Source organism: Arthrobacter sp. JSM 101049 (assembly GCF_041679245.1).
Classification (GTDB): Bacteria; Actinomycetota; Actinomycetes; order Actinomycetales; family Micrococcaceae; genus Arthrobacter_H.
This window is the reverse complement of sequence record NZ_JBGFFC010000011.1, coordinates 48,747-69,029: the sequence shown is the minus strand read 5'-3', so window position 1 is coordinate 69,029 and position 20,283 is coordinate 48,747. Positions and strand designations below refer to the sequence as shown.

Sequence of the window (20,283 nt, the reverse complement as noted above, 5' to 3'; positions counted from 1 at the left end):
GCCCTCGCTGTACGCGGTCAGAGGCCGAGTTCGGCGGCCAGGTCAATGCCTGGAACATGGTGGACGGCGCGCAGGCCCAGCTCGCGTGCCGCCTCGATGTTCTCCGATTTGTCGTCGATGAAGACAACGTCGGAGCCGTCGACCCCGAGTTCGCGCAGTACATGCTCGTAGATCCGCCGGTCGGGCTTGCCCAGGCCCAATGGGCCGCTGAAGAAAAGTCGCTCGAAGAAGGCCGACCAGGTGGCCTCGGCCGTGAAGATCTCCGACATCCGCACCGGCATGTTGGACAGCAGCGCCAGGTGCGATCCGCGTGCCTGCAAGGCCTGCAGCACCTCGACGGTCCGGGGGTTCAGCCGGGACCACAGCCGGGCATCGAGCCGGTCCAGCCGTTCGGCTTCCGCCGCCTCCACTGCGCGGTCCAGCACCGCGGCCCAGTAGCCGGTGGACTCCAGCGAGCCCGCGTCGAAGGCGTGCCGGTGGGCCCAATAGGTGCTCCCCGCGTCGTCCATCGGCCGGCCGGTGGCCTCGTGCAGCCGATCCCAGTCCGCAGCGGCCGGGGCATCGGAGATGACCATTCCGTAATCGAAGAGGTACCAGTCGCCGTCGTGCAGTGTGTGTACCGAGGGGATGCGTGCCATGCCGCCCAGCGTAACCGGCTTCACCGGCCACAGGCCCGGCCGGGCGCGGGAGGATAATGGTTGGTTGCAGGACCACACGCACCTCAGGAGGGGACCGGATGGATGACGAGGCGGAGATCAGCGTCGGCCAATTGTCCTCGCGCAGCGGGGCGGCGGTCTCGGCGCTGCACTTCTACGAGCGCAAGGGGCTGATCCACAGCCATCGCACCGGTGGCAACCAGCGCCGGTACCACCGCTCGACGCTGCGCCGCGTGGCCGTGATCCGGGCCGCCCAGCGGGCTGGCATCCCGCTGGCCTCGGTGCTGGAGGTCTTCGAGGGGCTCCCGCGGGAGGGAGTGCCGGACCAGGACGACTGGCGGCGCCTGTCGATGGCGTGGCGCCAGGAAATCGATGAACGCATCACCCTGCTCGAGCACCTGCGCGACCGCCTGGACGGGTGCATCGGCTGCGGCTGCCTGTCGCTGTCGACCTGCGGGTTCGTCAATCCCGAAGACCGGCTCGGTGCGGCCACCACCGGCGCCCCCGGTTTGGAGGGCTGACGGTCCATGACGCCGGGCAACGGCCCGGTTTGACCTCCACTTAGGTTGAGGTTTTAGGGTCAAGGGTGTTCCCGAGGACGTCGGGAGCCGCCGACGAAAGAACCAGGATGACCACCTCCTCCCCCGCCCCCTTGGCCACCGAAGCCGATCCGGCCCTGTTCCGCGACGCGTTCCGCGGCCACCCCGCGGGATTGGCCGTCATCACGGCGGCCGGACCCGAGGGGCCCATCGGCCTGACGGCCTCGTCGGTGTCCTCGGTCTCGGTCGATCCGCCGTCCCTGGTGTTCTCCCTGTCGGGCCGGACCACCGCTCCCCTGCTGGCTGCGGCCGAGACGGTGGTGGTCCACCTCATGGATTCCGGCCAAGCCGACATCGTGCGCACCTTCGCCACCCCGGGCACCGCCCGCTTCACCGCGGACCAGGACTGGGAATGGCTGCCGACCGGCGAGCCGCTGCTGCGCCGCAGCCCGTGGAGCCTACGGTGCCGGGTGGACGAGCGCCTGGACGTCGGCTCCTCGCGCGTCGTCATCGCCGAGGTGCTGGAGGTCCGTGCCGGGACCCCGGCCGGCGAGCCGCTGGTCTACCACGACCGCACCTACCACCGCCTCTCGGAGGCCTCGGCCCTCTCCTGATGGACCGGCCCTGGGCAGCCACCCTGCCCAACCAGCGGCCACGGGAGGACAATGGGCCTATCAGTTGCGAAGCGAAGGGGTGGAGCATGCGCGCAATCATCGTCGGGGCCGGGATCGCCGGCCTGGTCACGGCCCGCCAGCTCGGCCTGGCCGGCTGGGAGGTCGATGTCGTCGAGCAATCGCCGGGCCCGCGCACGGCCGGCTACATGATGGACTTCTTCGGCCCCGGCGTTCAGGCCTCCGAGCGCATCGGCCTCTACCCGCGGCTGGCCGCGGTGGCCTACCCGGTCGAGGCCGCCGAATACGTGGACACCGCCGGACGCAGGACCTCGCGCCTGGACTACGAACGCTTCTCCCGCGCCGCCGGCGGCAACGTCCTCACCTTGCTGCGGCCCGACATGGAGCGGGCGGCCCGCGAGGCGCTGGGGGATGTGGAGCCGGGCCTGGTGAGGCTGCACTACGGGGTCCGTCCCACCGGCATCCACGACGACGGCGATGACGGTGCCGCCGTCGAGCTCGAGGGCACCGGCCCGGACTCCCCGGTCCGATTCGAGGCCGACGTGCTCATCGGTGCCGACGGCATCCACTCCGCGGTGCGCGCGGAGCTCTTCGGGCCCGAGGAACGCTACCTGCGGCCGCTGGGCATGCGGGCTGCGGCCTACATCGTCGAGGAACCATCGCTCGCCGCCCGGTTGGGCCGGCGGTTCCTGCTCACCGACACCCTCAACCGCACCGTCGGGCTCTACGGGCTGCGCACCGAGGAGGTCGCCGCCTTCATGGTCTACCGCGAGGACGGGACCGACGACTCCGGTGACGCACCCACCCGGCTTCGGCGCCGGTTTGCCGGATTGGGCAGCGCGGTCGACCGGATGCTCGAACTGTGTCCGCAGGATCCGTACGACGACGTCGTGGCCCAGGTGGTTCTGCCCAGCTGGCATCGCGACCGGGCCGTCCTGGTCGGCGACGCGTGCGGGGCCGTGTCGTTGGTGGCCGGGCAGGGCGGTTCGCTGGCCATCGCCGGCGGCGCCCTCCTGGGCGATCTGCTGGGCGAAGTCTCCGCCCCGGAGCGGATCCCCGCGGCCCTGACCCGCTTCGAAACCGAATGGCGCCCGGTCATCGAGGACGCGCAAGCCGCAGGCCGCCGTGCCATCTGGACGTTCCTGCCGGCCACCGCCCGGCAACGGCTGGTGCGCCGGCTGGTCCTGCGTGCGGCGGCACTGCCGCTCATCAACCAGCTGGTGGCCCGCCGGATCGTCAAGAGCATCGCGAGCTGACGGCCTGGCCGGGCCGACTGGGCTGACCGGAACGTTCAGGGCCGCAGGCCCCGCAGGGGCGTCCACCCCAGCGGCAACGGCCCCCGCACGTCGGCTCGCCGGGCATCGGCGGCAGCGCTCCACCCCTGCCCGGCGCGTGCCCCGGCCGGTCCCGCGGCCCCGCGCGCGATCCGGAACCTGACGTCCTCCAGCCGCGCATCCGGGGCACTGCCCCGCCGCACCGACGCCCGCACGCTGTAGGGCGGATCGGCCCACCCGCCACCGCGCAACGAGCGGTAGTCGGCATACCGGGCCGTGTCGGCATGGTCCCAACACCACTCCCAGACATTGCCCAGCGTGTCGTGGAGCCCGAACGCATTGGGCTCCTTCAGGGCCACCGGCTGCGGCCTCTCCACGGCGTCGTCGCGGGTCCAGGCGATCGCCGCCAGCTCCCCATGGCGCGGGCCGCTGGTTCCGGCCCGGCAGGCGTGTTCCCATTCGGCCTCGGTCGGCAGCCGGTACCCCGGCGAGGCGACCTCCCACTCCACCTTGCGGCCGTGCACCGTGTAGGCGGCAGGCAGGCCGTCGGCGGCGGAGGCCGCATTGCACCAGGCCACCGCCTCGAACCAGGTCACCGGGTGGGCCGGCACCTGCTGCGTGGATCCGGGCACGACGGCGGTGCCCGCCCCTGCCGTGGTGATGCCTGCCGTGGTGGTGCCGGCCAGGACCCGGTGCCAGTGGGCGGCGGTCACCGTGGTGGCGCCGATCGAGAACGCCGCCAGCTCCACGGTCCGGGAGGTCCCGGTGCGGGCATCGCGCAGGGTGATGCCCCCGGAGGGGAGGTCGACCAGCACCGGCGGCGCCCCGCCGTCGTGCCTTGTCGGCGTGCCCATGCCGTCCCCCGCCGGGCTCAGCCCCGCGAGGGCAGGACGAACTTGTCCGGGGCGTTCTCGATCGGGCCGGCCAGCGGGTCGTCGTCTCCCTCGGCGCGGACCAGGTCGCGGTCAGGGTGGCGGATGTCGCCGATGATCCGCACGCAGAGGTAGATGACCATGCCCATGTGCGCGGCGATCCCGGTGCCGTAGGCGATCTCGATCCAGGGGTTGCCGCCCCCGAAGTCGCCGCCGCTGACGATCTCGGCGCTCATCAGCCACACGGCGGCCCAGTGGTAGGCCTCCAGCAGCTGCCAGAGCAGGAATTCGCGCCAGCGCGGACGGGCCAGCACGTAGAGCGGAATGAGCCACATGACGAACTGCGGCGAATAGACCTTGTTGAACAAGATGAACGCCGCGATGATCAAAAACGCCAGCTGCGCCATCCGGGGCCGGCGCTGGGCGGACAGGCCCAGGTAGGCGATGCCCAGGCAGGCCAGTGCGAAGCAGGCGTTGGACAGCAGCGAGAAGCCCTCCCCATCCAGGCCGGTCCAGGTGAAGGCCAGCCACATGGAGGAGAAGCTGATCGGGCGTTCGGAGGAGAACGTGTAGAACCGGGACCATTCGTCGAACGCGGTGAGCATGAACGGGACGTTGACCACCAGCCACGCCACCGCCGCAGCGGCCAGTGACTTCCAGAACGCGGCCATCCGTCCGGCCCGCCAACACAGCACCAGGATCGCCCCGAAGAGGAAGAAGGGGTAGAGCTTGGCGGCGGCACCGAGCCCGAGCAGGATCCCGGCCAGGTAGATCCGGTTCCGCGAGAAGGCCAGCAGGCCCACGGCGGCGAACATGACCGCCCAGAGGTCCCAGTTCAGCTGGCTGGTCAGGATGATCCCCGGGGCCAGTGCCACCAGCAGGGCATCGCGGCTGCGCTTGCGGGCGCTATAGGCGACGGCGACGACGATGATGCCCCAGCAGATGAAGGAGCCCAGCGAGTTGATGTCGAAGTAGGCGAGCTGGCGTTCGGGGCTGAAGCCGATGCCGGGCACCAGGAACGCGGTCACCCCGGCGATGACGGCCAGCAGCGCCGGGTATTCCAGCGCCTGGTCCTGCGGCAGGCCGGTATAGAACGGGAAGAGCTTGTCGGCCAGCCCGCGCGTACCGAACAGCTGGGCGAAGTCGGAATAGCACATGTGGATGTGCTGGTCGGCGCCGGACCAGCCGTTGATGCGGCACCACTGCTTGGTCAGCACGGCCAGGACGGCGCCGATGACGGTGGCGACCAGCAGCCAGCCGATGACCGGGCGGGTGGCCTCCCGTGCGGTGCGCAGGGCGTTCAGCGGTGAAGTCACGGCGTGGTGGCCTCGTTTCTGTTCTCGGTGGTGTCGGGGCCGGTGCCCCGGATGAAGAGTGCTGAGGTCTTGGGGTCGGAGAAGACCAGGTAGCCCAGGTACAGCAGGCCGATCGCGGCGGCCAGCAGGCGCACCCACAGCAGGCTGATCCACTGGCCGACGCTGAGCTGGTCGACCACGCCCACGAGCACCAGCACCATGCACAGCAGGTACCAGAAGCGCACCCATCCGCCGGTGTAGACGCGGGTCGCGGCAAAGAGAGGGATCAGCCACAACAGGTACCAGGGCTGGATGATCGGCGCCAGCAGGATCGAGGCCAACAGGGCGTAGGCGCAGTAGAGCACCGGGGAGGCGGCGCGGCGGAAGGCCAGCCAGACAGCCAGCCCGATGGCCACAGCCTTGAACACGGTATAGACGATGTCGGCCGTGGTTTCCAGGTCCCCGCCGGCTTGTTCGGCGAGCCAGCCGATGCCCAGGCCCAGCAGCCCCACCGGGGCGTAGGGGAAGGCAGCCGACCCTGCGGTGGCCATCGCCTTGATCCAGCCGAACCAGAGCCCGGAGATCCAGCCGAAGAACGTCAGCGCCGCCCCGGTGACGACGGCGGTGTACACCCAGGCACCGAACTTCCGCCCCAGCCCGGCCGTCGCCGGGAGCATGGCCAGGCCGATGAAGGGCAGGGCCAGCACCACGATCGGCTTCACCGCGATGGCCCCGCTGACCGCCAGCAGCCCAGCCAGCCGCCGGCCCCGGTAGATCCAGACGAAGCCGAGCAACAGGCCGCCCATCATCAGCGCGTCGTTGTGCACCCCGCCGACCATCGTCAGGATGAACAGCGGGTTGGCCAGCGAGATCCAGACCGCCCACGTCGGATCGGATCCGAGCTGTTCGGCCAGCCGCGGGACGGCATACAGGCACAGCAGCACCCCGGCGACGGCGAGCAGCCGGAATAGCAGCACCGCAGCCTCTGGGACGCCGCCGGTGACGAAGTAGACGCCCTGGGCGGCTAGCAGGAACAGCGGGCCGTAGGGCGAGGCCGATTCGGCCCACAGGCTGTCCGAGCCCTGGGCGAACCAGCCGGGCAGCTGGGAGATCCAGTTGGAGTAGGGGCTCAGCCCGGCGTGCATCAACCGGCCCTGCCCCAGGTAGGAATAGACGTCGCGGCTGAAGATCGGGAACGCGAACAGCAACGGGGCCGACCAGAGCAGCACGGTGTTGCGCACGGTCGCCAACGAGGCCGGCGTGTGCCGGCCACCGCGTTGCCCGAACCGCAGCCAGGCACGGGACATCAGCATCGAGCCCAGGGCCAGCAGGATCGTGCAGACGATCACCCCTGCCGTCTCGACCCGCAGCGGAATCAGAATGGTGGTGCGCGCGAAGATTGAATCCTGGGTCTGCGCCTGCCATCCCACGCCCCAGGAGCCGACCATGATCATCAGCGAGGCGATGAAGCCCTGGGCCATTGGCACGGCACGTTGGCCTTCGTCGCCGCCGGCCAGCCGGCGCAACAGCGGCGTCTGCTCGATGCCGTGCCGCAGGGCGCGCATTGCCGTGGTGAGGGCGGCCGTCCGTGCCCGTCGGCGCCGCAGCTCGGGTGCCGGCATTCAGCTGGCTTCCTTGCGCCGCCGCAGCGTGCCCACGGCCGTGCGTACGGAGTCCCAGAAGCCCACGAAGATGCGCCGGGTCCGCGGATCCAGGAACGCCAGGTAGGCCATGGCCGTCCAGGAGATGCCGGTGGAGAGGTGCTTGACCCACGGGTCCAGGGCGTCGAGGAACTGCCAGATGAAGATCTGGTCGGCCGCACCGAAGGCGATGAAGAACGCAACAGTGAAATACACCCAGATGATCTGCCAGTCGTCGCGGATCCCGGTGGCGGCGAAGAACGGCAGCAGCCACAACAGGTACCAGGGCTGGATGATCGGGGACAGCACGACCAGGGCGGCGAACGCCAGGGCCAGGCGCTGGACCAGGTGCGAATGGCGGCCCCGGAACATGAGCACCAGCACCACGGCGACCGAGGCCAGCCGGGCGACGATCTTGACCACGTCCAGCACCCAGGCGGACTCGAGCCCCAGCGAGTCGAAGGCCCCGCTGAAGAAGTTCGTGAACAGGCCCACCGGGGCGAAGAAGACGGTGCCCGTGCCGGTGCCGAGCATGACCTTCAGCCACCCGAATCCATAGCCGTTGGCCCAGCCGATCACGGCCATGATGCCCAGGCACAGGCCCAGCGTGTAGGCCCAGAAGAGGAAGCGCCGGGCCCAGGAGGAACCCGGGCCGGCCCACAGCAGGCCGATGAACGGCAGGATGACCATGGTGATCGGCTTGATCCCGATCGAGGCGGTGACCAGCACGACGCCGAGGATCCCCCGCCGGGTGGCGGCGTAGTAGGTGCCGGCCACCGCGAGCCCGACCATCAGCGCGTCGTTGTGTGCGCTGGCGATGAAGCTGATCAGGAACAACGGGTTGGACACCGTGATCCACAGGGCCTTGGCCCCGGAGACGCCGTGCAGTTCGGCCAGCTTGGGCACGTAGACCATGCAGACGACGACGCCGGCGTAGGCGACCAGCCGGAACAGGAACACCGAGGCATCCGGGGAGGTCCCGGCGATCATGTTCACGAACCGCTCGAGCATCAAAAAGAGCGGCCCATAGGGCGTTTCGGCCTCGGCCCAAGTGACGTCGGCGCCGAGCTGGAACCAGTTGGACAGGGTGGAGATCCCGTCCACGTAGGGGTCCTGGCCGGCGGTGACCAGCCGTCCCTGGCCGATGTAGGCGAAGACGTCCCGGCTGAAGATCGGCAGGCACAACAGCAGCGGCGCCCCCCACAGCCAGCAGGCCTGCCGGACGGTCCGCATTGACCCGGCGGCCCAGCCGGACAGTTCCTGGCCCAGCCGCAGCCAGGCGCGGAACATGATCCAGCAGCCCAGGGTCAGCACGACGGTGGAGGTGATGACGCCCCACTGCTCGGTGCGCACGGCGATGAGCAGGGCGTTGCGGTTCAGCGGAGAGACGCTGGCGAGCCAGCCGATGCCGTAAGAGCCCAGCAGGACCATGATCGATCCGAGCAGGCCCTGCAGCAGGACCAGGCGGGGTGCCTGCGCGCGGGGGCGGGTCCCCGTGCCCGCCTCGACCCTGCTCATTGCCATCGGCTCGTTTCCGTTGATCATCTGGTGGCTGCCTCGCCAGTACGCGGCTGCGGCCGTCCGGGCGGCCGGGTACGGCGGGCCGGACGGCCCGCTGGAACATTCACCGATGTTAGCATCGCGCCCCCACGCCAACGCGGCACGACGCCGGCATCCCGCCGAACCGCCGCCACAGCCCATAGGGTGGTTCCGGCCCGTGGTTCCACGGCGCCGAAACCGCTGGCAGGAGGGGGAACACCGTGGGCAGGCATGCCTCGAGTGAGGGCAAGGACACGGGACGCCAGGGGGCGCTGCTCGGGTGGGGCGTCTTCATCGTCGTCCTGGTGCTCGTCTGCTCCCCCATGCTCGGCCTGCAGGCGCTGGCCGCAGCGGCACTGGGGGCCACGGCGGCCGCGGTGTTCATCGTGCTCTATTTCCTCAGCGGCGTCACCCGGTAGCATCCGGTAGATTGGCGTCGTGCCTATTTCAGCTGAAAACATTGTGTGGATCGATTGCGAGATGACCGGGCTGAGCCTGGAAGCGGACGCGTTGATCGAAGTCGCCGTCCTGGTCACGGACCCGGAATTGAACATCCTGGGCGAGGGTGTCGACGTCGTCATCAAACCCGAGGCGCAGGCACTGGAGCAGATGGGCGACTTCGTGCGCCAGATGCACACCAACTCCGGCCTGCTCGAGGAGCTCGACGCCGGGCTCGACCTGGACGACGCCACCGAACAGGTCCTGGCCTACATCCGACAGTGGGTCCCCGAACCGGGCAAGGCACCGCTGGCCGGCAACACGATCGGCACCGACCGCAACTTCCTGGCCAGGGACATGCCCGGGGTCATCGACCACCTGCACTATCGCGTCATCGACGTCTCCACCCTCAAGGAGCTTTCCCGCCGCTGGTACCCGCGCGCCTACTTCCAGGCCCCCGCCAAGACCGGGAACCACCGGGCCCTGGGCGACATCCGCGATTCGATCAACGAACTGCGCTACTACCGCCAGGCGGTCATGGTCCCGGCACCGGGCCCGGACAGCAAGACCGCCAAGGCCATCTCCCAGTCGCTGGCCGGCGACGGGGACGCGGCCGCGGAGGGCACCACCGCCGGCTGAGCCGCCGTCGGTGTGTGGCGTCCACCACACTTCGCCGCGCCGCCCTTCCGGTGGCGCACGGGCGCACGAAAGTGTGTAAACTAGTATCCGTTGCCCGGACCTCCGGTAGGAATACCGAATGGTGCGGGCGCCGCGTTGAGAGACGCAATGGTGGGTATAGCTCAGTTGGCAGAGCGTCTGGTTGTGGTCCAGAAGGTCGCGGGTTCAAGCCCCGTTACTCACCCCAGGCAGCCGCCCCGGATCCGTCCGGGGCGGCTTTTTCGTTCGCTGCCACCCACCCGTGCCCCAGGAGGCCCAGATGTCCGTCCGCCCCGTCGTCGTCTACGGCGATCCCGCCCTGCACACCCGCGCCGCCGAGGTCACGAAGTTCGACGACGACCTGCGCGCGCTGATCGCCGACATGTACGAGACCATGCACGCCGCCAACGGCGTCGGCCTCGCAGCACCCCAGATCGGGGTCGGCCTGCGGATCTTCACCTATGCCATGGAGAACGACGACGGTGTCCCCGCCGAGGGCGTGCTGGTGAACCCGAAGATCGTGCTCGGGAAGGTCTCGCAGGCCCAGCCCGACCCCGACGACGAGTCCGAGGGCTGCCTGTCGGCTCCGGGTCTGTCCTTCCCGCTCAAGCGCGCCGACTACGCCCGCGTGATGGGCTTCGACGGCGACGGCAACCCGCTGGACTTCGAGGCGACCGGTTGGTTCGCACGGATGATGCAGCACGAGTACGACCACCTCGACGGCTACCTCTACGTAGACAAGCTCAACGCCAAGTGGGCCAAGCGGTGGAAGAAGGCGAAGAAGTCCCTCGAGTGGGGCGTACCGGGCAATTCCTGGATGCCGGGCGTGGACCCCGACCCGTTCGGGCACTGATCCCGGCAGCCGGCACTAGCTGTTGGCCTCGATCACGGCTTCCAGGTCATCGATGTACTGGGCCTGTCCGAGGTCGTTGGCCACCACAGTGATGCCGCGTGATGGCAGAGTGACTGCATATTTGCCATCGGGCAGCGGCGCTATTCCGCGCTTGAGGATTGCGCGGCCCTCCCGTGGGTCCTGCTGTGGTGCGCCGGAAGCATGCCGCCACTTCTTAATCTGGTTACCCCAGCCCATCGTGGGCTCCCCTTTCGTTGGTTCCATCATCCCTCGCGTCTCCGGCCGCGTCCACGTCCGGATTTCTCTCCGTCTCGCTTGATTGGAGCTCACCGATCGCGTCCCCCTGTTGATTGCCGGCGATGGCCCTCAGCATGAGCCGGTCCTCGTCAGTTCGCAGCTTGAACGTCGACACAGCCTTCAGTGCTGCGCCACCAATCCGCCGGCCGTGGGGATCCCCGGACAGCAGGGTATCCGTTGCCCACTGGAGACGTTCCCACCAGGCTTGGCGACGGTCAGTTGTGGGAGGACGCCGCGGGTACCAAACCACTGGTGGATTACCCCGGGTTGCGCTGTCGCAGACTATTCGACGTTCAGACGCTGGTCCGTCGGTCCTTTGGACTTCATTTCGGGACGCAGACAGGAGAGGGAGCCGGCAGTAGTCTTGCCTCAGCTCCCGAGAGCACTCGCACTTCAGGGAAGAGCAGCAGGATGAGATCCCTTCGATACTCGATCAACGTCACGCTTGACGGCTGCGTCCACCACGAGGCCGGGTCCCCGCCGGACGAGGAGTCGATGCGCTACTGGGCTACCGAAATGGCACGCGCCGATGCCCTGCTCTTCGGCCGGGTGACCTACGAGATGATGGAATCGGCGTGGCGGAAGCCGATCACGGGCACCTGGCCCGACTGGATGGAAGAGTGGGAGATTCCGTTCGCCGAGACCATCGACCGGGCAAAGAAGTACGTCGTCTCGAGCACGCTGAGCCGGGCCGATTGGAATGCCGAGCTGCTGCAAGGCGACGTGGGGCCAGCGGTCCAGCGACTCAAGCAGGAGCCAGGCGAGGGCCTATGGGTCGGCGGAGTGACGCTTCCCCTGGCGTTGGCCGATCTGGGACTGATCGACGAGTACGAGTTCCTGGTGCAGCCGGTCGTCGCCGGACACGGGCCGACTTTGTTGGCCGGTCTGCGCGATCGCATCCAGCTGGCGTTGGTGGGTCGCCACGAGTTCCGGTCGGGGGCTGTTGCCCTCCGTTATCGCCCAGCAGCTGACGGCTTCAGCGCAGGACGGCTTCCATGAGGATGCGCCTTCCCCAGGCTGGCAGTCCCAGCCGCTCCTCGACGGCGGCGAGTCCGCGATGGAACTCCGTACGCGACTCGACTTCCACGAACCCGCGCTTCGCATAGAACGACGCGTTCCACGGGATATCCGCATAGGTCCGCAGCGTCAACGTCCGGTGGCCACGATTGCGGGCCTCGAACTTTGCCGCATCCACGAGCCGGCCGCCGTGGCCACGCCGACCATGGTCGACGCGCACTGCCAGCTGCTCCAAGTGGGCCAGCGGGCCGTTGGTGATGACGTGCACGAAGCCGATGACCCCCTGCTGCTCCCCACCTTCCAGAACCAACAGGAACCCCGGTTCCGCGGCCCGCGACGCCCCCGTCGGGGCAGGCTCCCACCGTGCAGGCGAGAACCGGTCGATCAGCAGCTGGTCGGCATCGTTCTCCACCTGTTCGATGGCTTGATGGTCTGCCGGAGTTGCCGGCCGAATGCCTACGGTCATGCAGTGATTCTCCCATCCGGGATCAAGGCACGCCCCGCCCGAGAAGGTCCGCACCGCCGTCGTTCCCGGTCAAGACAGCAGTGGGCGGCCACCCCCTACGGGGTGGCCGCCCATAGGCGTTGCGGTGCAGAGCCTAGACGCTCAGCTCGACCTGTGCGGTTTCCTCGACGGCCGGGAAGGCCTTCGGGTGGGTGCCGGCCAGTTCCTCGATGACGCGGACCACCTGGCAGGAGTAGCCGAACTCGTTGTCGTACCAGACGTAGACGACGGCGTTCTTGCCGTTGGCGATGGTCGCGAGCCCGTCGACGATGCCGGCGCGTCGGGAGCCGACGAAGTCGGTCGAGACGATTTCCGGGGAGTCGATGTAGTCGATCTGCTTGTGCAGCTCGGCGCCCAGGGAGGTCTGGCGCAGGTACGTGTTCAACTCCTCCTTGGTGGTCTCCTTCTCCAGGTTCAGGTTCAGGATGGCCATGGAGACGTCCGGGGTGGGCACGCGGATGGCGTTGCCGGTCAGCTTGCCCTCGAACTCGGGCAGCGCCTTGGACACGGCCTTGGCGGCCCCGGTCTCGGTGATGACCATGTTCAGCGCCGCGGCGCGGCCCCGGCGATCCCCCTTGTGGAAGTTGTCCGTGAGGTTCTGGTCGTTGGTGAACGAGTGGACGGTCTCCACGTGGCCGTGGGCGACGCCGTACTCGTCGTTGATGGCTTTGAGCACCGGGGTGATCGCGTTCGTGGTGCACGAGGCGGCGGAGACGATCTCGTCGTCGGCGGTGATGTCGGTGTGGTTGATGCCGTGGACGATGTTCTTGACGTCGCCCTTGCCCGGTGCGGTGAGCAGGACGCGCGAGACGCCCTTGGCCTGGAGGTGCTGTCCCAGGCCCTCGCGGTCGCGCCAGCGGCCAGTGTTGTCCACGACGATGGCGTTGTCGATGCCGTAGGCCGTGTAGTCCACGGTGGTCGGGTCGTTGGAGTAGATGACCTGGATCAGCGTGCCGTTGGCCAGGATGGTGTTGTTCTCCTGGTCGACGGTGATCGAGCCCTCGAACGGGCCGTGGACCGAGTCGCGGCGCAGCAGCGAGGCGCGCTTGATGATGTCGTTCTCGCCGTTCTTGCGCACGACGATGGCGCGCAGACGCAGTCCGTAGCCGCCGCGTTCGATGAGGATGCGGGCGAGCAGGCGGCCGATGCGCCCGAAGCCGTAGAGCACGATATCGCGCGGCTCGGCCTCGGAGGCCCCGGCACGGCCGGTCTGGCCGGCGAATTCGGCGGCCAGGAAGTCCTGCAGCGAGGCGCCGTTGCCCTGCTGCTTGAACTTGCGGGACAGGCGGGCGAGGTCGACCGACACGGCGCCGAGGTCCAGGGCCTCCAGGCCCTGGAGCAGCGGGAAGGTCTCGGTCAGCGGCAGCTCCGCGCCGTCGATGTGGCGGGCCACGCGGTGGGCCTTGAGGATGTCGATCGGGGACTTGTTGATGAGCTTGCGCCCGTAGATGGAGGTCACCACGTTGTTCTTACGGTAGAGACGTCCAATCAGGGGAATCATGGCCTCGGCGAGTTCCTCGCGGCCGCTCCATTCTTCCTGGGCGGCGACTGACTGCTGGGTCACTAATTGTCCTTCCAATTCAGCCGGCCGGGATCCACTGGCCGGTTGGCACCGCGAAAGCACCATTGCAGATACGGTTTGGCGGGGTATCAGGATCTTTCCCCATGGGCTACGCCCACGTCCATTCTAGATTGCGCGCGTTCGATCCGCGCATTCGCGTCGGTGAACTCACTCACACCCCGCGCCTGCGCATGTCAGCGCGTGCAAGCGCCGCGACAGCGCCTTGACAGCGGCCCGGCCCACGATGGTTCCAACACCGATCCACACCCCGGATGAAAGGAACCATCCATGGACACCACGAACGACTGGGCCATCGAGGCCCACGACCTGGTCAAGACCTTTGGCACCCACCGCGCCGTCGACGGCGTCGACCTGCAGGTCAAGACCGGCACCGTCTACGGCGTGCTCGGCCCCAACGGGGCCGGCAAGACCACCACCATCAGCATGCTGGCCACCCTCCTGCGCCCCGACGGCGGCCAGGCACGGATCTTCGGGCACGACGTCGTCGCCGAGGCCCAGGTGGTCCGCCAGCTCATCGGCGTCACGGCCCAGTTCGCATCCGTCGACGAGAAGCTCAGCGCCACCGAGAACCTGGTCATCTTCTCGCGCCTGCTCGGCCTGGGCCGGCAGGAGTCCCGGCGCAAGGCCGGGGAACTGCTCGAGGAGTTCGGGCTGGCCGAAGCGGCGCGTCGCCCGCTGGCGAAGTTTTCCGGCGGCATGCGCCGGCGGCTGGATTTGGCCGCCAGCCTGATCGCCCAGCCCCCGCTGATCTTCCTCGACGAACCCACCACCGGGCTGGACCCGCGGACCCGCACCCAGATGTGGGAGACCATCCGCCGGCTCATCGCCAGCGGGTCCACCGTCCTGCTGACCACCCAGATGCTCGACGAGGCCGACCAGCTGGCGTCACGCATCGCTGTCATCGACCGCGGCAAGGTCGTCGCCGAGGGCACCCCGGATGAGCTCAAGGCCACCGTGGGCAGCTCCTCCCTGCAGCTGCGGGTGCAGGACCCGGCCGACCTGCCCACGTCGCGGCGGATCATCCAGCGGGTCCTGGGCATTGCCGGCACGATCTCCCCCGAGGCCGCACGCATCACGGCCCCGATGACCGGCGTGGACCGGGTCACCGACCTGCTGCTCGAACTCCGGGCCGCCGGTATTGCCCTGGCGGAGATGAGCGTGCAGAAGCCCACCCTCGACGAGGTCTTCCTGGGGATCACCGGGCACTCCGCTGAACCCACCACCCCCGCGAACGACACCGCACCGACAAGGATCAACGCATGAGCACCGCAACCATCATCCCCGGCGCCGAGCGCCAACTGCGCAACCACACCCCAGCGGCCCAGACCCTCCGCAACTCCCTGACGATGGCCTACCGCGGCCTGCTGAAGATCAAGCGAACGCCCGAACAGCTCATGGACGTCACGCTGCAGCCCATCCTCTTTACGCTGATGTTCACCGTCCTCTTCGGCGGGGCCGTCGCCGGGGACACCACCAGCTACCTGCCGCTGCTGATCCCCGGGATCCTGGTCCAGACCGTGATCACGACGTCGGTGGTCACCGGCACGCAATTGCGCGAGGACATGGACAAGGGCGTCTTCGACCGGTTCAAGTCCCTGCCCATCGCCCGCATCGCCCCGCTCGCCGGCGCCTTGCTGGCCGACACCATCCGGTACGCGATCGCCACGACGCTGACGTTTGGCATGGGGTACGTGCTCGGGTTCCGCCCCGAGGCCGGGATCGGTGCCGTGGTCCTGGCGGGCCTGCTGGTGATCGTGTGCTCCTGGGCCATCAGCTGGATCTTCGCCTTCCTTGGCGTCATCGCGCGCAGCGCCTCGAGCGTTCAAGGCATCTCCATGATCGTGCTGTTCCCGCTGACGTTCCTCTCCAACGCCTTCGTTCCGGTGGACACGCTGCCGGGCTGGCTGCAGGGATTCGTGAACGTGAACCCCGTCTCGCATCTGGTCAGCGCGGTCCGCGACCTCGTGAACGACGGCGTCCTCGGCCTCGACATGGCCACCTCGCTGGTGGGCGCCGCCGTCATTGTGGCGGTCTTCGCCCCGCTGACCGTACGTGCCTACATGCGCAAGGCGTAGCGCAAGCTCAGGAACGGGTCGCGTCCAACGCGGCCCGGACCGCCGTGCCGCGTAGCAATTCCACGGCCCGCGCCAATCCGTCCGCCGGCGACAACCCGGCCACCCGCCCCCGCGCGGCCTGAATGGCCTCGCGGGGGTGCTCCGCGTCCAGGCCCGCCAGCACGGCGGCGAGGTTCAGCGCGGGAAGCGTCTGGCGCACGCCCAGGATGCCGGATAGCAGGACCAGTTCCAGCCCCGTGTCGCGGAGTCCCGTTTCCGGCGGCAGGTCCGTGGGCCGGAGCAGCCAGCGGCCGATGGCCAGCAGGGAGCAGCCGATGATGGGCCGGTCGGCTGCGTCGGGCCGGAGCCGCAGGTCGGCGAACACGATGGTGCGCAGGCGCCTGGACCGGGTGCGGGTGTACTCCGGATCCGGGCTCCCGGCCGCCACGTGGGCGACCACGGCGGCGGCGGTGACGATGCGCAGCCAGGGGTCGCGCAGGGCCACGGTGCCCGGCCCCGAGCCCTTCCGGTACAGCCGCAGGCCCGCCGCGGTGTTCCCCGCTGCCAGTTCCACCTCGGCGAGCCCGGCGTATCCGAGTGATCGACGGTCGCCGGGTCCCTCGCCCTGGTGGGAGTCGGCGGTGATGATCTCCTCGAAGACCCGGGTCCCGCCGTCGTGCTCGCCGGCGACGAGCCGCGTGAGCGACTCCAGCCAGTCGAGCTGTTGCAGGTCGGGGTGCGATTGCAGGGCGGTCAGGCCGGCACGGGAGGTCTTGATCCAGGCAAGCGCGGATTCGGTGTCGCCCAGCTGGGCATACAGTTCGGCCAGATGCTGCGAGGCGGTGGCCTGTGACCAGACCTGGCGCTCCCCCACGGCCAGGTCGTAGGCCCGGTGCGACGCGGCCAGGGCGGCGGGCATGTCGCCGTCGTTCTCGGCCAGTTGGGCGGCGAAGAGCCGGGCGATGCCCTCCACGGCGGGATCGGTGGAGCGTTCGTACCGGTGGATGGCCGCGCGGACCGCGGGGATCCCGTGGGTGCCCGTGAGCAGCAGGTCGGCGAGGGCGGCGACCCGCGGGGACGAGGACGTGCCCGAGTCCAGGGTGCGGCGGAGGCTGCCCAGGGCCAGCAGCCCCGAGCGGCGGTTCCCGAACGGGAGGCTGCTGGCGCCGAGCACGAAGGCCAGGACCGCGGTGTCCCGGGTCTGGTCGGTGGCCGCATGGCGCCAGGACACCCGGATCGCCGCGTCCGCGAAGGACGCCAGATCGGAGTGGGCGCCGCTCATGGACCAGAAATAGCCCAGCGCCGCGTAGAGCGCCAGGGTCGCCGTCACGTCCTTGCGCTCCACGGCGGTGCGCAAGAGCCAGACCAGGTTCTCCTGCTCGGAGGCGAACGCCTGCAGCGCCTTCAGCTGGTCGGCGCCGTCCAACTCGGGCAGCATGGCCTTGGCATAGGCGGTTCCCCAGCCGAGCACCGCGGTCTGCACGTCGGCCTTTTCGCCCGACTCCTCCAGGGCCAGCGCCCCGAACTCGCGGACCGTCTCCAGCATCCCGTAGCGCAGCATCCCGGCAGTGGGGTCCTCGGTGACGGTGACCAGGGACTGGGTGACGAGCCCGTCCAGGTCGTTGCCGACGTCGTCCCCGGTGTCGAAACCGCCGACCGCCTGGGCGGCTTCGGCGCCGAAGCCGTCGGGGAAGACCGCAAGCCGGCGCATCAGGCGCTGTTCGGTGGGCGAGAGCAGGTTCCAGCTCCAGTCGATCACCGCGGCGAGCGTGCGGTGGCGTGCCGGTGCGGTGCGCTCGCCGACGGTCAGGAGGGCGAAGCGGTCGCGCAGGCGGCGCCCGATCTCCTCGACGGACATGGAGCGCACGCGCGCCGCTGCCAGTTCGATGGCCAGCGGCAAACCGTCCAACCGGGTGCACAGCTCGGCCACGGGGCCCGGCTGCAGGGTCACGGAGGGCCGGGCGGCGCGGGCACGGGCCATGAAGAGCTCGACGGCGGCGCCGTCCTCGGCCGCATCCAGCGGCTCGAGGGGGTAGACCTGTTCGGCGGCGATGGACAGCGGCGAGCGGCTGGTGGCCAGGATTCCGACCGTGGTGGTGGCGGCCAGGATGTCGGCGATCCAGCCGGCGGCTCCGTCGAGCAGGTGCTCGCAGTTGTCCATGACCAGCAGGGTCTCTCGCTCGGCCAGCACGCCGAGGATGCGCTCGCGGATGTCCAGCCGGGCGGGGACCTCGTCGGCGGACTTCAGGGTGGTGACCTCGCGGATCCCCAACGTCGTGGCCAGGGCCAGCGCGAGGTCTTCACCGGTGCCCACGCCGGCGAGTTCGACGAAGACGACGGCGGGGGTGTGTTCGGTGGCCGCCCGGGCCGCTTCCTGGGCCAGGCGTGTCTTGCCCAGTCCGCCGGGGCCCAGGATGGTCACGAGCCGGCCGGTCCGCAGCAGGTCGGCGAGCGCTGCGAGGTCGGTGGCGCGTCCCAGCAGGGGGTTCGGTGCGGTGCGCAAGCCGATGGCGGTGTGGGCCGCCGCGGGGCGGGCGTCGCTGGAGAGCAGGCACGTGTTCAGGTCCACCAGTTCGCGGGAGGGGTCGGTGCCGAGGTTGTCCCGCAGGACCTTGCGGTGCCGCGCGTAGAGGCGCAGCGCCTCGTTGCGCTGGCCCGCGGCGTCGAGGGCGCGCATGCGCAGGCCGACCCGTGCGTCGTCGGCTGTCGAGGGCTCGCCGAGCAGGTCGAGGTCCTCCAGGGCGCCCTGGCCGTCGCCGGTGCGGATCCGGGCCTCGGCGCGCAGTTCGAGCAGCTGGGCGCGCACGGCGGCCCAGCGACCGGCCAGCACGTCCGCCAGTTCGGCCTCCCCGAGATCCGCCCCGGGTTCGCCGCGCTCCAGGCCGATTGCCGCCGTCGCCAGTGCCGCGGCTTCGGTGGGCAGAGAGCATGCCAGGGCGCTGCGTCCCTGCACGAGGTGTGCCTCGGCGCGGCCCAGGTCGGTGCTCTGGGCGGTGGCGGCCAGGCGGTATCCGGCGGCGGTGGATTCGATCAGCCCGGGGGCCAGCGAGCGGCGCAGGCGGGAGACGAGCGTCTGCAGGGCGGCGCGTGGGTCGCGGGGTGGTTCATCGGCCCAGATGTCGTCGGCGAGCTGTGCGACGGAGACGGAGGTTCCCGCCGCCAGGGCCAGCGCGGTGACCAGGGTCTTGCCCCGCACCCCCGCAGGTTCCACCCAGGCGCCCGTCGGTCCGGCAACCAGCACGGTGCCGAGGATCGCGGCGCGAAGCGTTTCTGCGTTGTCCTGGGGCACCCGTCGAGCTTAGCAACCGGCACCGTCGGGCAGGTGCCAATTCCCCTGCCCCGCGACACCCCTACGCTCGGCATCCACCCATGGTGTCGTCGGACGGGGCACCCCTCCGCGATGGTGCCCGAGGCGGGGTCGGCGTAGAGCAGGTAGGCGGTGCGGTGTAGGACGACGAGGGTCTTGCCGGTGCCCGGTCCCCCGTCGACGACGAGTGCGCCCTGGGACCCGGCGCGGATGATGGCGTCCCGACCGGCTTGGATGGTGCCCAGGACGTCGCGCATCCGGTCACCGCGGCTGTCGGCCAGGCTGGCGATGAAGGCCGACTGGTCATCCAGCGTCGCGACGGCCTCGAGTCCACCGGGGGTGAATGCCTCGTCCCAGTCGTCGGTGATGAGTCCGCGGCTCCAGCGGTACCTGCGGCGGCTGGCCACGACCATCGGGTCGGCATGCGTGGCGCCGAAGAACGGTTCGGCGGCCGGCGAGCGCCAGTCGATGAGCAGCCGCACCCCCGACGGGTCGGTCAGCCCGAGGCGACCGACGCAGACCGGTGCCCCGCCGTCGTCCCGGACCATGCGGCCCAGGCAGAGGTCCAGCCCGTACCTGCGCAACGCACGGAGCCGGTTGCCGAGCCGGTGGATCTCCATGTCCCGCTCCCGGGCCTCCTGTCCGAGGCCGGCAGGCAGCTTGCGGGCCGCCTCGAGGCGGTCGGCCGCCTCGGAGATCGAGCCGCGCAGGTTCTGCTCCAGTGCGGCAAAATACCCGCTGTCCGGGCCGATCAGCCACGGATCGGCCTCGGCCGACAGGTAGTCCGGCAGGGCGAACGGCAATGGCTGCCCGTCTCCCTGCGCGGAGACCGCCTCCCGTGCGCCGGTGGTGTTCATGTCGTGCCGCATTTCCCAGGTCTCCTCGTCCACCCGTTCCACCGTTGATCGATGATTTTCCCGCACGCCGGGGGCATTGCGACAAGCCCCCCGGCGAGCCGTAGATTGAAAATGGAAGGGGTGCAGCGCGCACCCCTTCTGTCGTGTCGGACCCACCTCTTGGATTCGAATACATTTTCGATTAGACTGGCTACAGCGACGCCCCGTCTCTTGCGTCGCCGGCGCGGTTCCCCCCATACCGCGCCCCATCAACCGGCTCCGCCCCTTCA

Annotated in this window: 19 protein-coding genes and 1 tRNA gene; 10 read left to right on the top strand and 10 right to left on the bottom strand. The window is 69.6% G+C overall.

What is annotated here, in order from left to right; genetic code table 11:
* Positions 1–17: 17 nt before the first annotated feature.
* Positions 18–638 carry an HAD family hydrolase gene (locus tag AB8M85_RS17245; protein WP_372700071.1) on the bottom strand — a complete coding sequence of 207 codons (621 nt, stop codon included), beginning with the start codon at positions 636–638 and terminating at the stop codon, positions 18–20.
* 98 nt (positions 639–736) lie between these two features.
* Between AB8M85_RS17245 and soxR the strand changes: the two genes are divergently transcribed.
* The 3 genes from soxR to AB8M85_RS17230 all read left to right on the top strand — a co-directional run bounded on the left by soxR (position 737) and on the right by AB8M85_RS17230 (position 3,083).
* A complete protein-coding gene (gene soxR, locus AB8M85_RS17240; protein ID WP_372700070.1) occupies positions 737–1,177 on the top strand; it encodes a redox-sensitive transcriptional activator SoxR in 441 nt (146 codons plus the stop codon).
* 107 nt (positions 1,178–1,284) lie between these two features.
* Positions 1,285–1,809: a flavin reductase family protein gene (locus AB8M85_RS17235; protein ID WP_372700069.1), complete on the top strand. Its 525-nt coding sequence runs from the start codon at positions 1,285–1,287 to the stop codon at positions 1,807–1,809.
* 86 nt (positions 1,810–1,895) lie between these two features.
* Complete coding sequence (locus AB8M85_RS17230; protein WP_372700068.1) at positions 1,896–3,083, top strand: FAD-dependent monooxygenase; 1,188 nt, start codon at positions 1,896–1,898, stop codon at positions 3,081–3,083.
* Positions 3,084–3,118: 35 nt separating this feature from the next.
* Here AB8M85_RS17230 and AB8M85_RS17225 read toward each other — a convergent pair whose 3' ends face one another.
* The 4 genes from AB8M85_RS17225 to mptB (AB8M85_RS17210) are packed head-to-tail and all read right to left on the bottom strand — an operon-like array spanning position 3,119 to position 8,453.
* Positions 3,119–3,955 (bottom strand): formylglycine-generating enzyme family protein, encoded by an 837-nt coding sequence (locus tag AB8M85_RS17225; protein WP_372700067.1) that lies wholly within the window; start codon positions 3,953–3,955, stop codon positions 3,119–3,121.
* 17 nt (positions 3,956–3,972) lie between these two features.
* Positions 3,973–5,289 carry a glycosyltransferase family 87 protein gene (locus AB8M85_RS17220; protein WP_372700066.1) on the bottom strand — a complete coding sequence of 439 codons (1,317 nt, stop codon included), beginning with the start codon at positions 5,287–5,289 and terminating at the stop codon, positions 3,973–3,975.
* On the bottom strand, positions 5,286–6,890 hold the full coding sequence (gene mptB / locus AB8M85_RS17215; RefSeq protein ID WP_372700065.1) for a polyprenol phosphomannose-dependent alpha 1,6 mannosyltransferase MptB: 1,605 nt from the start codon (positions 6,888–6,890) through the stop codon (positions 5,286–5,288). The genes AB8M85_RS17220 and mptB (AB8M85_RS17215) overlap by 4 nt, the downstream gene beginning before the upstream one ends.
* Positions 6,891–8,453, bottom strand: a complete 1,563-nt coding sequence (gene mptB / locus AB8M85_RS17210; protein ID WP_372700064.1) for a polyprenol phosphomannose-dependent alpha 1,6 mannosyltransferase MptB — start codon at positions 8,451–8,453, stop codon at positions 6,891–6,893.
* Between the two features lie 215 nt (positions 8,454–8,668).
* Between mptB (AB8M85_RS17210) and AB8M85_RS17205 the strand changes: the two genes are divergently transcribed.
* The 4 genes from AB8M85_RS17205 (at position 8,669) to def (ending at position 10,395) form a co-directional block, all read left to right on the top strand.
* Positions 8,669–8,866, top strand: a complete 198-nt coding sequence (locus tag AB8M85_RS17205) for a hypothetical protein (protein WP_372700063.1) — start codon at positions 8,669–8,671, stop codon at positions 8,864–8,866.
* Between the two features lie 19 nt (positions 8,867–8,885).
* Positions 8,886–9,524, top strand: a complete 639-nt coding sequence (gene orn, locus AB8M85_RS17200; protein WP_372700062.1) for an oligoribonuclease — start codon at positions 8,886–8,888, stop codon at positions 9,522–9,524.
* A 150-nt stretch (positions 9,525–9,674) separates the two neighbouring features.
* Positions 9,675–9,750: transfer RNA gene (locus tag AB8M85_RS17195), tRNA-His, on the top strand.
* A gap of 72 nt (positions 9,751–9,822) precedes the next feature.
* Positions 9,823–10,395 carry a peptide deformylase gene (gene def, locus AB8M85_RS17190; RefSeq protein WP_372700061.1) on the top strand — a complete coding sequence of 191 codons (573 nt, stop codon included), beginning with the start codon at positions 9,823–9,825 and terminating at the stop codon, positions 10,393–10,395.
* 15 nt (positions 10,396–10,410) lie between these two features.
* Here the strand turns inward: def and AB8M85_RS17185 are convergent, their stop codons facing one another.
* Complete coding sequence (locus tag AB8M85_RS17185; RefSeq protein WP_372700060.1) at positions 10,411–10,662, bottom strand: hypothetical protein; 252 nt, start codon at positions 10,660–10,662, stop codon at positions 10,411–10,413.
* A 441-nt stretch (positions 10,663–11,103) separates the two neighbouring features.
* On the opposite strand from AB8M85_RS17185, the gene AB8M85_RS17180 reads away from it, so the two are divergent.
* The gene (locus AB8M85_RS17180; RefSeq protein WP_372700059.1) at positions 11,104–11,691 is read left to right on the top strand and encodes a dihydrofolate reductase family protein; all 588 of its coding nucleotides are present in this window, start codon (positions 11,104–11,106) and stop codon (positions 11,689–11,691) included.
* Here the strand turns inward: AB8M85_RS17180 and AB8M85_RS17175 are convergent.
* Together AB8M85_RS17175 and AB8M85_RS17170 are read right to left on the bottom strand one after the other, a co-directional pair.
* Positions 11,669–12,175 (bottom strand): GNAT family N-acetyltransferase, encoded by a 507-nt coding sequence (locus AB8M85_RS17175; protein ID WP_372700058.1) that lies wholly within the window; start codon positions 12,173–12,175, stop codon positions 11,669–11,671. The two genes, AB8M85_RS17180 and AB8M85_RS17175, sit on opposite strands and share 23 nt — an antisense overlap.
* A 133-nt stretch (positions 12,176–12,308) precedes the next feature.
* Positions 12,309–13,715 carry a glyceraldehyde-3-phosphate dehydrogenase gene (locus tag AB8M85_RS17170; protein WP_372700089.1) on the bottom strand — a complete coding sequence of 469 codons (1,407 nt, stop codon included), beginning with the start codon at positions 13,713–13,715 and terminating at the stop codon, positions 12,309–12,311.
* A 348-nt stretch (positions 13,716–14,063) separates the two neighbouring features.
* Between AB8M85_RS17170 and AB8M85_RS17165 the strand changes: the two genes are divergently transcribed.
* Entirely contained in the window at positions 14,064–15,059 is a 996-nt protein-coding gene (locus AB8M85_RS17165; RefSeq protein WP_372700057.1) for an ATP-binding cassette domain-containing protein, read from the top strand.
* The gene (locus tag AB8M85_RS17160; RefSeq protein ID WP_372700056.1) at positions 15,056–15,871 is read left to right on the top strand and encodes an ABC transporter permease; all 816 of its coding nucleotides are present in this window, start codon (positions 15,056–15,058) and stop codon (positions 15,869–15,871) included. The genes AB8M85_RS17165 and AB8M85_RS17160 overlap by 4 nt, the downstream gene beginning before the upstream one ends.
* Positions 15,872–15,878: 7 nt before the next feature.
* Here AB8M85_RS17160 and AB8M85_RS17155 read toward each other — a convergent pair whose 3' ends face one another.
* Positions 15,879–18,827 carry a BTAD domain-containing putative transcriptional regulator gene (locus AB8M85_RS17155; RefSeq protein ID WP_372700088.1) on the bottom strand — a complete coding sequence of 983 codons (2,949 nt, stop codon included), beginning with the start codon at positions 18,825–18,827 and terminating at the stop codon, positions 15,879–15,881.
* A 53-nt stretch (positions 18,828–18,880) separates the two neighbouring features.
* A complete protein-coding gene (locus AB8M85_RS17150; RefSeq protein ID WP_372700055.1) occupies positions 18,881–20,047 on the bottom strand; it encodes a hypothetical protein in 1,167 nt (388 codons plus the stop codon).
* Positions 20,048–20,283 lie beyond the last annotated feature (236 nt).